At 72.8% G+C, this 12,602-nt stretch carries 13 protein-coding genes; 8 read left to right on the forward strand and 5 right to left on the reverse strand.

What is annotated here, in order from left to right; all coding sequences use genetic code 11:
* Positions 1-143 precede the first annotated feature (143 nt).
* From ACZ58X_RS28950 to ACZ58X_RS28965, 4 genes are all read left to right on the forward strand, one after another.
* A complete protein-coding gene (locus ACZ58X_RS28950; protein ID WP_470336535.1) occupies positions 144-653 on the forward strand; it encodes an SRPBCC family protein in 510 nt (169 codons plus the stop codon).
* 98 nt (positions 654-751) lie between these two features.
* Positions 752-1,411: a hypothetical protein gene (locus tag ACZ58X_RS28955; protein ID WP_470336536.1), complete on the forward strand. Its 660-nt coding sequence runs from the start codon at positions 752-754 to the stop codon at positions 1,409-1,411.
* Between the two features lie 137 nt (positions 1,412-1,548).
* Complete coding sequence (locus ACZ58X_RS28960; RefSeq protein ID WP_470336537.1) at positions 1,549-2,343, forward strand: DsbA family protein; 795 nt, start codon at positions 1,549-1,551, stop codon at positions 2,341-2,343.
* Positions 2,340-2,969, forward strand: a complete 630-nt coding sequence (locus ACZ58X_RS28965) for a vitamin K epoxide reductase family protein (protein ID WP_470336538.1) — start codon at positions 2,340-2,342, stop codon at positions 2,967-2,969. Before ACZ58X_RS28960 ends, ACZ58X_RS28965 begins: the two co-directional genes overlap by 4 nt.
* Positions 2,970-3,023: 54 nt before the next feature.
* On the opposite strand, the gene ACZ58X_RS28970 is transcribed toward ACZ58X_RS28965, so the two are convergent.
* Genes ACZ58X_RS28970 through ACZ58X_RS28980 form a run of 3 tightly spaced genes read right to left on the reverse strand, consistent with a single transcriptional unit; the run spans position 3,024 to position 5,991 of the window.
* Complete coding sequence (locus ACZ58X_RS28970; RefSeq protein WP_470336539.1) at positions 3,024-4,022, reverse strand: adenosine deaminase; 999 nt, start codon at positions 4,020-4,022, stop codon at positions 3,024-3,026.
* A gap of 47 nt (positions 4,023-4,069) precedes the next feature.
* Positions 4,070-5,401 (reverse strand): MFS transporter, encoded by a 1,332-nt coding sequence (locus ACZ58X_RS28975; RefSeq protein ID WP_470336540.1) that lies wholly within the window; start codon positions 5,399-5,401, stop codon positions 4,070-4,072.
* Positions 5,398-5,991, reverse strand: a complete 594-nt coding sequence (locus ACZ58X_RS28980; RefSeq protein WP_470336541.1) for an ArsR/SmtB family transcription factor — start codon at positions 5,989-5,991, stop codon at positions 5,398-5,400. Before ACZ58X_RS28980 ends, ACZ58X_RS28975 begins: the two co-directional genes overlap by 4 nt.
* Positions 5,992-6,044: 53 nt before the next feature.
* Between ACZ58X_RS28980 and ACZ58X_RS28985 the strand changes: the two genes are divergently transcribed.
* Positions 6,045-6,419 carry a DUF6158 family protein gene (locus ACZ58X_RS28985; protein ID WP_470336542.1) on the forward strand — a complete coding sequence of 125 codons (375 nt, stop codon included), beginning with the start codon at positions 6,045-6,047 and terminating at the stop codon, positions 6,417-6,419.
* Positions 6,420-6,533: 114 nt separating this feature from the next.
* Complete coding sequence (locus ACZ58X_RS28990) at positions 6,534-7,922, forward strand: NADP-dependent succinic semialdehyde dehydrogenase (RefSeq protein WP_470336543.1); 1,389 nt, start codon at positions 6,534-6,536, stop codon at positions 7,920-7,922.
* 90 nt (positions 7,923-8,012) lie between these two features.
* Here ACZ58X_RS28990 and ACZ58X_RS28995 read toward each other — a convergent pair whose 3' ends face one another.
* Together ACZ58X_RS28995 and ku are read right to left on the reverse strand one after the other, a co-directional pair.
* The gene (locus ACZ58X_RS28995) at positions 8,013-8,297 is read right to left on the reverse strand and encodes a hypothetical protein (RefSeq protein ID WP_470336544.1); all 285 of its coding nucleotides are present in this window, start codon (positions 8,295-8,297) and stop codon (positions 8,013-8,015) included.
* 50 nt (positions 8,298-8,347) lie between these two features.
* Positions 8,348-9,352 (reverse strand): non-homologous end joining protein Ku, encoded by a 1,005-nt coding sequence (gene ku / locus ACZ58X_RS29000; protein ID WP_470336545.1) that lies wholly within the window; start codon positions 9,350-9,352, stop codon positions 8,348-8,350.
* Positions 9,353-9,755: 403 nt separating this feature from the next.
* Between ku and ACZ58X_RS29005 the strand changes: the two genes are divergently transcribed.
* Both ACZ58X_RS29005 and ACZ58X_RS29010 read left to right on the forward strand, forming a co-directional pair.
* A complete protein-coding gene (locus tag ACZ58X_RS29005; protein WP_470336687.1) occupies positions 9,756-11,081 on the forward strand; it encodes an amino acid permease in 1,326 nt (441 codons plus the stop codon).
* Between the two features lie 672 nt (positions 11,082-11,753).
* Positions 11,754-12,419: an aggregation-promoting factor C-terminal-like domain-containing protein gene (locus ACZ58X_RS29010; protein WP_470336546.1), complete on the forward strand. Its 666-nt coding sequence runs from the start codon at positions 11,754-11,756 to the stop codon at positions 12,417-12,419.
* Positions 12,420-12,602 lie beyond the last annotated feature (183 nt).

Raw genomic sequence — 12,602 nt, forward strand, 5'->3', positions numbered from 1 at the left:
CCAGCCCCCGGAGCACCCACCCCCGGAACCGCCCCCGGACCCACCCACCCTCCCGAAAGCCCACCCCCACACCCCAGCCCCGCGCAGCGGCCCCCTTTGCCCCACCCCCCAACAAGGCGCAGGCTGGTTCCGGAGGAGGCCCCATGACCACCCTTGAGGAACAGATCGACATCTCCGCCCCCGCCCTGGCCACCTGGGAGCAACTCCACCGAGTCCACGAGTACCCCCGGTTCGTCGACGGAGTCCGCACCGCCCACCCGCACGGCCGCAACCACGCCCACCTCGCCATCCGCATCCACGGCGCCGAACGCTCCGTGGACACCGAGATCACCGACCGCGGACGGGGCCGGGTGATGGCCTGGCGCACGCTGGACTCCGTCCACCTGAGCGGCGCCTTCGCGCTGCTCCCCCTCGACCCCGAGCACACCCGCCTCCAGATCCGTCTGGAGTACGACCCGGAAGCGGTCCATCGCGAGTTCGGCGGCCCTCGCGGCTTCGCCCTGGCCGGAGTGATCGAGCGCACGGTCCGCGAAGACCTCGAACACTTCCGGGACCTCCTGGAGGCCAGGGTGAGCACCGCCAACGGCCACTCCCCTTCGAGCCCCGACGGCGACCCCGACGGCCACCCCCACGGGAACCCCCACACCCCGTAAGAACCGCATAAGCCCAGCTCAGCAGGGCCGGTGAGGCTCTTCACAGCCCGCCACCACCAAGACCGTTCCACTTTCAACCTGTGGCAGACTCGGATGCCATGGACATCGGCCCGGTCACCAGGACGCTCCGCGCGGCGGTCTTCGCCGCGCTGGTCGTGCTGCTCGCCGGGCTCGGCCAGGTGCTGGTCACCGGCCGTACGCTGCCGGTCGGGACGATGGGCCTGGCCTCGGCCGCCGTCTTCGTCCTGGCCTTCGCCCTGGCCGGCCGCGAGCGCGGCTACCCGGCGATCGCGGCCGCGTTCCTCCCCCTGCAGCTCGGCGTCAGTGCCCTGTTCGACCTGGCCCAGCGCTCCTGCCCGTCCCTGCCGCCCGACGCCGGACCGGGCCTGCGCCCGCTCCTCTGCGGCGGCGGCTCGCTCGGCGGGTTCCTGCTCGGCCACGGCGAGTCCGAGCGGACCGGCATCCTCGTGCTGCTCCTCCTGCACACCGTGATCGCCCTGGCCGGGGCCTTCTGGCTGCGCCGCGCGGACGCCGCGCTGAGCGGCCTCACCCGGGCCCTCGGCATGCTCGGCGAGTTCCTGCACCAGCACCTCCCCGCCGCCGCCCGCCGGCTGCGGCTGCTGGCCGCGCCCGTCCCGGCCCGTCCGGTGGTCCGGGTGCCCTTCCCCCGGGCCAGCCGTGTGCTGGTCCCGGCCGAGGACGCGGTGGTGCGCCCGGCCGTCCGGCGCGGTCCGCCGGTGTTCGCCCTGACCGTCTGAGCCCCTCAGCGCCTCGGCACCCCGGTGCCTCCGCGCCCGAGCCCCCTTCGCCCAGCGGTCCTCTCCCGCCCCGCGCCGACCCGGTTCGCCCGGTCGCGCCGCCCTTCCGTACGCCCGAGAGCACAGGACGACACCCCATGAGCAACACCCGTAAGACCGACCGGAAGACCAACGCCACCGACCGGATGCGCGAGGCCCGCGCCCAGGCCCAGCGCGCCGACCGGATCCGCCGCCGGGTGGTGGTCGGCGGCGCCTCCGTCGCCGTGCTCGCGCTCGCGGCCGGCGTCGCCTTCGCCGTCGGCGGCTCCTCCGGCTCCTCCTCGACGGCCGGGGCCGACGGCCCGCTGGTCGTCCCCGCCAACGCGACCGGCACCGACGGCACCGTGATCACCTACGGCAAGGCCGACGCGCCGCACACCCTGGAGGTCTACGAGGACTTCCGCTGCCCGTTCTGCGAGCAGCTGGAGACGACCACCGGCAAGGCCGTCCAGCAGCTCGCCGACAACGGCACGTACAAGATCGAGTACCACCTGGCGACGTTCCTGGACAAGAACCTCGGCGGCAAGGGCTCGCGCACCGCGCTGGCCGCCGCCGGCGCCGCGCTGAACGAGGGCGTGGACAAGTTCAAGGCCTTCCACGACGTGCTCTACGCCAACCAGCCGGACGAGCGCAGCGACGACTTCGGCGACGTCAACCACCTGCTGGACCTGGCCGGCCAGGTGCCCGGCCTCAAGACCGACGCCTTCGTGAAGGCGGTCACCGACCGGACGTACGCGCCGTGGGCGGCCAAGGTGAACGAGGAGTTCAACAAGAGCGACGTCACCGGCACCCCGACCGTCAAGCTCGACGGCAAGAAGCTGGACGTCCTGACCAACGGCAAGGCCGTCTCGCCCGAGCAGTTCACCGCCCTGGTCAAGCAGGTGACCGGGTGACGACGCCCGCCCCCGCCCCTGCCCCTGCCCGCCGGACCTTCGGCGCGAGTCGCCCCTTCGCCTGGCTGCTCCTGCTCGGCGGCGCGCTCGGCCTGTTCGCCTCCGCGGTCCTCACGCTGGACAAGATCCGGCTGCTCAAGGACCCGTCGTACGTCCCCAGCTGCAACATCAACCCGATCATCAGCTGCGGCTCGGTCATGCGCAGCGACCAGGCGGAGGCCTTCGGCTTCCCCAACTCGCTGATCGGCCTGGTCGCCTTCGGGGTGGTGATCGCGATCGGCGCCGGGCTGCTCGCCGGGGCGTCGTTCCGGCGCTGGTTCTGGCTCGGCCTCCAGGCCGGGACGGTGTTCGGGATCGGCTTCGTGACCTGGCTGATGTACCAGGCGCTGTACCGGATCAGCGCGCTCTGCCCGTACTGCATGGTGGTCTGGGCCGCGATGATCCCGCTGTTCTGGTACACCACGCTGCACAACCTGCGCTCCGGGGTGATCCCGGTCGGGCCGAGGATGCGGACGGTGGTGCGGGAGGCCGTGCGCTACCACTGGGTCGTCCCGGCGCTCTGGTACGCGGTGATCGCGCTGCTGGTGCTCAACCGGTTCTGGTACTACTGGAGCACCCTGATCTGATGCCCGTCCACCGCCCGCTCCCGCCACCCGCCGCCGGGAGCGGGCGGCGGGCGGTCAGCCGTCGATCGGGTCGAAGGTGAACCGCTCGACCTCCGCGAGGAGTTCGGCCCGGCGGCGGTCGTCGATGAAGGAGGCCCGGAAGGAGTTGGCGGCCAGCCGGCGCAGGGTCTCCTGGTCGAGGGCCAGGGCCTGCCGGACGGCGCGGAAGTTGTCCTCGACGTAGCCGCCGAAGTAGGCCGGGTCGTCGGAGTTGACGGTGACCAGCAGGCCGGCGTCCAGCATCTCGCGCAGCGGGTGGTCGGCGAGGGTGTCGATGCAGCGCAGCCGGACGTTGGAGAGCGGGCAGAGGGTGAGCGGGACCTGCTCGCGGACCAGTCGGGCGACGAGTTCGCCGTCCTCCAGGCAGCGCAGGCCGTGGTCGATCCGCTCCACGCCGAGGACGTCCAGCGCCTCGGTAATGTACGACGCCGGGCCCTCCTCACCCGCGTGGGCGACCCGGCGCAGCCCGGCCTCGGCGGCCCGGCGGTAGACCTCGCGGAACTTCGCGGGCGGGTTGCCGACCTCGGCCGAGTCCAGGCCGATGCCGGCGATCCGGTCGAAGTACGGGCGGGCGGCCTCGAAGGTCTCCAGGGCGGAGTCGGCGGACTCGTCGCGCAGGAAGCACATGATCAGCTGGGTGCTGATGCCGTACCGCTGCTCGCTGCGCGACAGCGCCCTGGTCAGCCCGTCCACGACCACGCCGAGCGGCACTCCGCGCGCGGTGTGCGCCTGGGGGTCGAAGAAGATCTCCGCGTGCCGCACGCCCTGTTCGGCGGCCCGGGCCAGGTAGGCGTCCGCGAGGTCGGCGAAGTCCTGCTCGGTGCGCAGCACGGCCATCAGCGCGTAGTAGAGGTCGAGGAAGGACTGCAGGTCGCTGAACGAGTACGCCTTCCGCAGTTCCTCCGTGTCGGCGTACGGCAGTTCGACGGAGTTGCGGGCGGCGAGGGCGAAGGCGAGCTCGGGTTCGAGGGTGCCTTCGATGTGCAGGTGGAGTTCGGCCTTGGGAAGCGGCATGTGCGATCTGTCCGAGCTGTCGGGGATTGGACCTGAAGGTACGGAATTCATCCTATGATCTCCCCGATCTTCGGGGGCGCCGTGGGCAGCTCCCGGAGGGTGCGCAGCGGCGAGAACAGCGGCAGCGCACCGGCGACCACGAGCAGGCCGGTCATCACCCACATGGTGGACCGCAGCCCGATCGCTTCGCCCAACGCGCCACCGGCCAGGGCGCCGAGCGGGATGGTGGCGTGGACGGCGAACATCGAACCGGCCGCCACCCGGGTGAGCAGCCCGGGCGGGGTGTAGGACTGCCGGAAGCTGCCGAGCACGACGTTGCAGAACACCACGGCCGCGACCACCCCGAGCGCGCCGAGGACGTACAGCGCCGTGCCGAGCCCCGGCCCGGCCAGCGGCATCAGCAGCCCGAGCGGGACGGCGCCGAGCAGTACGGTCCGCACCGCGCGGGCCGTTCCCAGCCGGCCGCACAGCGGGCGGGCCGCCGCCGCGCCGAGCACCCCGCCGACCGCGGCCGCAGAGGCGAGCACGCCGACCCAGCCGGGGGCGATCCCGGCCTCCCGGACCAGGAACAGCGCCAGGATCGCCTGGTAGCCCATGAGCGCGAAGTTGGCGGCGGCGCCGAAGCAGAGGAAGGCGCGCAGGTAGGGGTCGCGCAGCAGGAAGGACAGGCCCTCGCGGACCTGCTCGCGCAGGCTCGCCCGCGCCTGCTCCGCGCGTTCCACCCGCTCCACCGGCACGACCCGGTCCACCGGCTCCGGCCGGGCGCGGATCCGCAGCAGGGTGCCGGCCGCGATCAGGAAGCTCACCGCGTCGACGAGCAACCCGGCTGCGGCGCCGACGAGTTGGACGGTCAACCCGGCCAGCCCGCGGCCCGCGACCTCGGCCGCCGAACCGCTGCCCTGGAGCTTGGCGTTGCCTTCGATCAGGTCCTCCGGGGCCACCAGCTCGGGCAGGTACGCCTGGTCGGCGGCGTCGAAGAACACCGAGCAGACCCCGCCGAGGAAGGCCACGGCCAGCAGCTGTGCCAGGGTGAGGACGCCGAGCCACCCCGCCACCGGCACGCTGGCGAGGAGCACGGCGGAGCCGAGGTTGCAGGTGATCATCACGGTCCGCCGGGGCACCCGGCCGACCCAGACCCCGGCCGGCAGGCCGAACAGCAGCCAGGGCAGCCAGATCGCGCTGGTCAGCAGGCCCGCCGCGAGCGGCCCGGCGCCCAGGGTGAGCACCGCGACCAGCGGCAGCGCGACGGTGGTGACGCTGCTGCCCAGTCGGCTGACGGTCTGTCCGGCCCAGAGCAGCCGGAAGTCCCGCTGGGCGAACAGGCCCCAGCGCGAACGGAGTTCGGGGCCCGCGGCGGACGGGGCGAGGGTGGCGGTCACGGCCGCGCCGGGACGCTGTGGGCGAAGGCCAGGACGGTCTCGCGCTCCCGCCCGTCCTCGGGCACCGGCCGCCGCGCCCACTTCTGGATCACCTCGTGCAGGTCGGCGGCCAGCTCCCGGGCCTCCTCGGGGGTGAGCCGCAGCCAGGTCTGGGTGGCCACCGAGCAGCCGTCCCGCCAGTCGGGCCCGTACCCGCCGCGTCGCGCGGACCACTCACGGACCAGCTCGACCTGGCGTTCCAACAGGATCGATCCGGCCGCCTCGGCGACCGCCTCGGTGACCGGGTCGCCGTCGAAGTCGGCTCTGGTCCAGCCGAGTTCGCGGTCGGCCAGCCGCCACCAGCGCTCCCGCCGGTCCCGGGCGAGCTCGGCCGCCTCCTCGATCAGTCCGCTCTCGGCCAGCACCTTGAGGTGGTGGCTGACGTTGCCGACCGCCTGCCCGGTGCGCTCGGCCAGCCTTCCGACGGTGGCCGGGCCGTCGACCCTGAGCAGGTCGATCAGCCGGCGGCGCAGCGGGTGGGTGAGGGCGGCGAGCACCCGGGAGTCCTGGATCTCCCGGGCGCCGCGCGGTTCGTCCGTCGTCTCGTCCATGCCGGGAGGGTATCCACAAGAGCTCTTGTACGACAGTTCTTTTACAATTCTCCTTGTCCATCCGGACCGCCCTGGACGATCGGGTGCACCGGCGGCGGTCGGCGGGCACCCTGGAGGAAGGGGACTTCCGCCGAGGAGGCACCGCGATGCAGCACGCCGACGACCCGCACATCCGGCCCGCGGGCATCTCCCCGCACGCACTGGGCAACGACACCCTGCTGCACGAGCTGGAGCAACTGCACCGCACCCGCCACGAGACCTTCCTGTACGGCTCGGAGGAGGCGCTGAAACGGCACACCCTGCGGACCGGCCAGCTGGAGGCCGAGTACCTGCACCGCTTCCCGCTCCGTCAGGTGACCGCGGCCCGGACCAGGGCCGGCGCCCGGGCCCGGGAGGCGGCCGCCCGGGTGGAGTCGCTGCCCGAGTGACGCCCGCCGGCACCGGCGGGACACGCCGGGCGGCGGTGGCGCGCCCCGGGGCGGGGCGTCGGGGAGGGTGTGAGGGCAGAGCACCGGACCCGACACCCCCACTGGGAGCCCCGCATGCCCATCGCCAGCGTCAACCCCGCGACCGGCGAGATCCTCCAGACCTTCGAACCGCTCGACGCGGCCGGGATCGAGCGGCGGCTGGCCCGCGCCGAAGCCGCCTTCCACGGCTACCGCAGCACCCCGTTCGCCGTCCGCGCCGAACTGATGCACCGCGCGGCCGACCTGCTGGACCGGGACCAGGACGCGCTCGCCCGCACCATGACCGAGGAGATGGGCAAGCCGATCGCCGCCGCCCGGGCCGAGGCCGCCAAATGCGCCAAGGCGATGCGCTGGTACGCCGACCACGCCGAGGCGCTGCTCGCCGACGAGCACCCGGACCCCGCCGACGTGGCCGACAGCGGCGCCTCCCGGGCGTACGTCCGCTACCGCCCGCTCGGCCCGGTGCTCGCCGTGATGCCGTGGAACTTCCCGTTCTGGCAGGTGATCCGCTTCGCCGCGCCGGCCCTGATGGCGGGCAACGTCGGCCTGCTCAAGCACGCCTCCAACGTGCCGCGCACGGCGCTCGCGATCGAGGAGCTGTTCCGGCGGGCCGGCTTCCCCGAGGGCTGCTTTCAGACCCTGCTGATCGGCTCGGGCGCGGTGGAGGGCGTGGTCCGGGACGGCCGGGTCGCCGCCGTCACCCTCACCGGCAGCGAGCCGGCCGGGCGGGCGGTCGCGGCCGCCGCCGCGGACGAGGTGAAGAAGTCGGTGCTGGAACTGGGCGGCAGCGACCCGTACGTGGTCCTGCCGAGTGCCGACCTGGACGCCGCGGTCGCCACCGCCGTCCGGGCCCGGGTGCAGAACAACGGCCAGTCCTGCATCGCCGCCAAACGCTTCATCGTGCACACCGACGTCTACGACCGCTTCACCGCCGCCTTCACCGAGGCGATGCGCGCGCTGCGGATCGGCGACCCGATGGACGAGGCCACCGACGTCGGCCCGCTGGCCAGCCGCCAGGGCCGGGACGACCTGGAGGAACTGGTCGAGGACGCCCGCACCCACGGCGCCCGGGTCGAGTGCGGCGGCAACCGCCCGATGGGCTGGGACACCGGCTGGTTCTACGAGCCGACCGTGCTGACCGGCATCACCCCGGCGATGCGGATCCACCTGGAGGAGACCTTCGGCCCGGTCGCCACCGTCTACCGGGTCGCCGACCTGGACGAGGCGGTGGCGCTCGCCAACGACACGCCCTTCGGGCTCAGTTCCAACGTCTGGACCACCGACCAGGGCGAGCAGGAGCGCTTCGTCCGCGACATCCAGGCCGGCGGGGTGTTCTTCAACGGCATGACCGCCTCGCACCCGGCGCTGCCCTTCGGCGGGGTCAAGCGCTCCGGCTTCGGGCGGGAGCTGTCCGGGCACGGCATCCGGGAGTTCTGCAACGTCACCACGGTGTGGATCGGCTGATCCCTCCCGGAGCCGCGACGCCTCCGGTGCGGGTGCGAGTGCGGGTCGGGATGCGGGTCCGGATGCGGGTCCGGATACGGGCCGGTCGGGTCAGGAGGCCACCGTCCGGTGCCTGCCCCGGCCGGGCGTCGCCCAGCGGGCGACCATGCCGACCAGCGCGATGAAGGTCAGCAGCCAGAAGAAGGCCATCAACCCGATCATCGGGTCCCACTCCGTCTGGACCTCGACCATGAGCAGGCCGATCGAGAGCGCGACCATGAAGGTCACCACGGTGGGGCTGAGGCTGAGCAGCCAGCGCCAGGCCCGGTGGCCCAGGCTCGGGTTCTTCGGGGCCTCGGGCCCGGTTTCGAGTTCCTTGTAGGTGAGCAGGTCCATTCGGGATCGCCTCCGGTACTGAGGTGAGGGGGAGGGGTCGGCCCGCGCGGTCAGGAGGCCTTGCGCGGAGCCGCGGACTTGCGGGTGGTGGTCTTCTTCACCGGGGCGGCCTTCCCGGTGCCCGCGGCCTTCTCGGCGGCGGCGGTCTTCGTCGCGGCGGTGGTCCGCTTCGCGGGGGTGGTCTTCGTCGCGGCGGTGGTCCGCTTCGCGGCGGCGCGCTTGCGGGGCGCCGGCTCCTCCTCGGCCGGCTCCTCCTCGGCCGGGGCCGCCGGTGACCGGCCGCCCTTGGCCTGCTTGAGGCTGCTGCGCAGCGCCTCCATCAGGTCGATCACGTTGTCCGGCGCCTCGCCGGGCTCCTCCTCGTGCGGGAGCTCGACGCCCTCCAGCCGGGCGGTGATCACCTGCTGGAGCGCCTGCTGGTAGTCGTCGTGGAGCTGGGAGAGGTCGAAGTCCTCGGAGAGGGTGTCCATCAGCGACCGCGCCATCTTGAGCTCCTGCGGCCGCACCGCGACGTCCTCCTCGGGGGCGATCCCGGCCGCCGGGCGGACCTCGTCGGGCCAGATGCAGGTCTGGAGCACCAGCGTCCCGTCGTGCACCCGCAGCACCGCGGGTGACTCCCGGGTGCGCAGCGCGATCTTGGTGACGGCGATCTGCCCCGAATCCACCAGCGCGTCGCGCAGCAGGGCGTACGGCTTGGCGGCGGCCTTGTCGGCGACGCCCACGTAGTAGGCCTTGGAGAACATCAGCGGGTCGATCTCGGTGGCGTCCACGAAGGCCAGCACGTCGATGATCTTCTTGCTGGGCAGCGGCAGGTCGGCGAGGTCCTCGTCGCTGAGCGTGACCGTCCGGCCGTCGGGCGACTCGTACCCCTTGGCGATCTCGGCGTACGGGACCTCCTTCTCCTCCCGTTCGCAGTACCGCTTCATCCGCACCCGTCCGCCGTCCTTGGCGTGCACCTGGTGCAGCGGGACGTCGTGCTCCTGGGTCGCGGAGTAGAGGTGGACGGGGATGCTGACCAGTCCGAAGCTGATCGTCCCCTTCCAGGTGGTCTGCATGGTTCCCACTGTGCGCGCGTTCGGCCGGATCGGCCACTTGCTCCGACAGGGCTCTGGCGGGTTCCCGCCAGCGTGACGCTGTGTCAGATTTGAGCCTTCCCCGCCACTTCTCCACCCACTCTGACCTGGCCTTTTGTCTCCGGTGAGCGAACAGTTATCTCTCAGCTGTTCCGATACCCGGGCGTAGAAGTTAGGTTGCACCGCAATGCGCGGATCTGTCCCCCACCCTCCGGCACGACGAGCCGAGGGTCATGCCGCGCTGGAAAGGCAGAAGGCACCCTCCATGAGTGCGGACACCACCAAGCAGGCGGCGGACACCACCCAGGTCCCCCACCAGCTCGGCCCGGTCGGACACGGCGGCGACGGCCACCTGAAGGCCGGGCTCAAGAACCGGCACCTGTCGATGATCGCGATCGGCGGCGTGATCGGCGCCGGCCTGTTCGTCGGCTCCGGCGCGGGCATCGCCTCCACCGGTCCCGGCATCCTGCTCTCCTACACCCTGGCCGGCGTGCTGGTGGTGCTGGTGATGCGGATGCTCGGCGAGATGGCGGCGGCCGACCCGCAGAGCGGCTCGTTCTCGGCGTACGCGGACCGCGCGCTGGGCCGCTGGGCCGGCTTCACCATCGGCTGGCTGTACTGGTTCTTCTGGGTCGTGGTGCTCGCCGTCGAGGCGACGGCCGGCGCCAAGATCCTCAACCACTGGGTGCCGGGCGTGCCGCAGTGGGGCTGGGCCCTGATCGTGATGGCGGTACTGACCTCCACCAACCTGTTCTCGGTCGCCTCCTACGGCGAGTTCGAGTTCTGGTTCGCCGGGATCAAGGTGGTGGCGATCGCCGCGTTCCTGGTGATCGGCACCCTCGCCGTCTTCGGCGTGCTGCCGGACACCCACGCGGTCGGCGCCAGCAACCTGACCGGCCACGGCGGCTTCCTGCCGCACGGCGTGGGCGCGGTGTTCACCGGCATGCTCACGGTCGTCTTCGCCTTCATGGGCAGCGAGATCGTCACCCTGGCGGCCGGCGAGTCGGAGGACCCGGAGAAGGCGGTCAGCAAGGCCACCAACAGCGTGATCTGGCGGATCGGGATCTTCTACCTGGGCTCGATCCTGCTGGTGGTCACCCTGCTGCCGTGGGACTCCGCCGCGGTGAAGGACAGCCCGTACGTCGCGGTGCTCGACCACGTGGGCATCCCGCACGCGGGCCAGGTGATGGACGTGATCGTGCTGACGGCGGTGCTCTCCTGCCTGAACTCCGGGATGTACACCGCCTCCCGGATGGCCTTCTCGCTCGGTCAGCGCGGCGACGCCCCGAAGGTCTTCGCGACGGTGAACTCGCGCGGCGTGCCGATGGTGGCCATCCTCTCCTCGGTGGTCTTCGGCTTCATCGCGGTGTTCTTCAACTACACCTCGCCGAACACCGTGTTCGCCTTCCTGCTGAACTCCTCCGGCGCGGTCGCGCTGTTCGTCTGGCTGGTGATCTGCGCGACCCAGCTGCGGATGCGCAAGATCATCGAGCGTGAGATGCCCGAGCGGCACACCGTCCGGATGTGGCTGTACCCCTATCTCACCTGGGTGGCCATCGGCATGATCGGCTTTGTCGTGGTGTACATGTTCACCGACAGCGACGGACGCAAGCAGATGTACCTGTCGCTGGTGGCCGCGGCGATCGTGCTCGGCGCCTCGGCCGTGGTGGGCCGCCGGCGCCGGCGGGCGGCGGTGGCGGCGGGGTCCTGAACCCGTCCGCCCCCGCGCGGGAACGCCGGGCCCGGGAGCCGTTGCGGAGGCTCCCGGGCCCGGTGCCGTTCCCCGCCCGGACGAGTCCCTGCGCGGGCGGGGCCGGGCGGGCCGGTCCACCGGCGCCCGACCGGCGACCGGCCGGTCACGCTGCGTCGATGTCGACACCGCGAGCGTGTGAGCCCGCCCACAGGGGGTTTCGTATCTACGGTCCTGGATAGTTGTCGCGATCCGCCCGTACCGCCCCCGGCGCCGACCGCCGCACCCCGGCCGCCCGCCCTGACACCGGGCCCGCCCCGAAGAACCCAGGCCGTGGAGCCTTCCGGCCCCACCTTCCGTCGGCGCCCCCAGCCCTCGACCCCCGAACCCCAAAACCGGACAAAGCACTACAAACACACCGACGCACCGCCTGGCAACCGCCCGCCCGGCCACTACTCGTCGTAGTAGCGAGCCCCTTTGCCACCCGTCCCCGGCCCTGCCAAGAATGGCCCGTCGCCAGGCAGCGCCGGCCGGCCCCGTCCGCCGTGCGCAGCCCGCCCGCCCCCGCCGCTCTCGGCCGGGGCGCCACGGCCGTCCCGGACGGCCGCGCGGGCCCCGCTCACCCGGAGCCCGTGCGATGCCCCGCGCCCAGTGCCCCGGCACGGCCCCCGACGGAAAAGGACCGCCCGCTCCATGCAGCTCAGCCATGCCCGCCGCAACTCCCTGATCACCGGCGTCGCCACCCTCGTGGTCGCGAGCGCCGCCACCGCCGCACTCGCCATCCCGCAGGCCGGGAACACCGCCGAGGCCGCCGCCCCCGCGGCCGCCGTCTCGGTGGACGGCAAGCCGGTGGCCGACCAGGCGCAGGCCGACACCGCTGCCGCTGCCCAGCAGGCCACCCAGGCGGCCCAGGAGGCCCAGGCGGCCCAGGCGGCCCAGGAGGCCCAGGCGAAGGCCGAGGCCGACGCCCAGGCACAGGCCGCGGCCGACGCGAAGGCCCAGGCGGACGCCAAGGCCCAGGCCGACGCCGCCGCCTCCCGCTCGCAGCAGCGCCAGAGCCTCGCCGCCCCGACCGGCACCCCGCAGCAGATCGCCGCCCAGATCGTGCCCGCCGGCCAGCTGCAGTGTTTCAGCAACATCGTGGCCCGCGAGAGCAGCTGGAACCCGATGGCCGTCAACGCCTCCTCCGGCGCCTACGGCCTGGTCCAGGCGCTGCCGGGCAGCAAGATGGCCTCGGCCGGCTCGGACTGGAAGACCAACCCGGCCACCCAGATCAAGTGGGGCCTGGACTACATGAACTCCCGCTACGGCAGCCCGTGCGGCGCCTGGGCGTTCTGGCAGAGCCACCACTGGTACTAGGCCGACCCGGCCCCGCCCTCCTCCGTACACGCCCTGGGCCCGCGACACACCCCGCGTCGCGGGCCCTCGGGCTGTCGCCGGCCGGCGTGGACGCGTCCGGAAGGCGGCGTGAAGATATGGCGTACGCTCGTACGATTTGCCACTGATTGGTCGCAATTACGCACCGTCAGCCCTTTGCCACGG

Source organism: Kitasatospora sp. NPDC040550, from assembly GCF_055594965.1.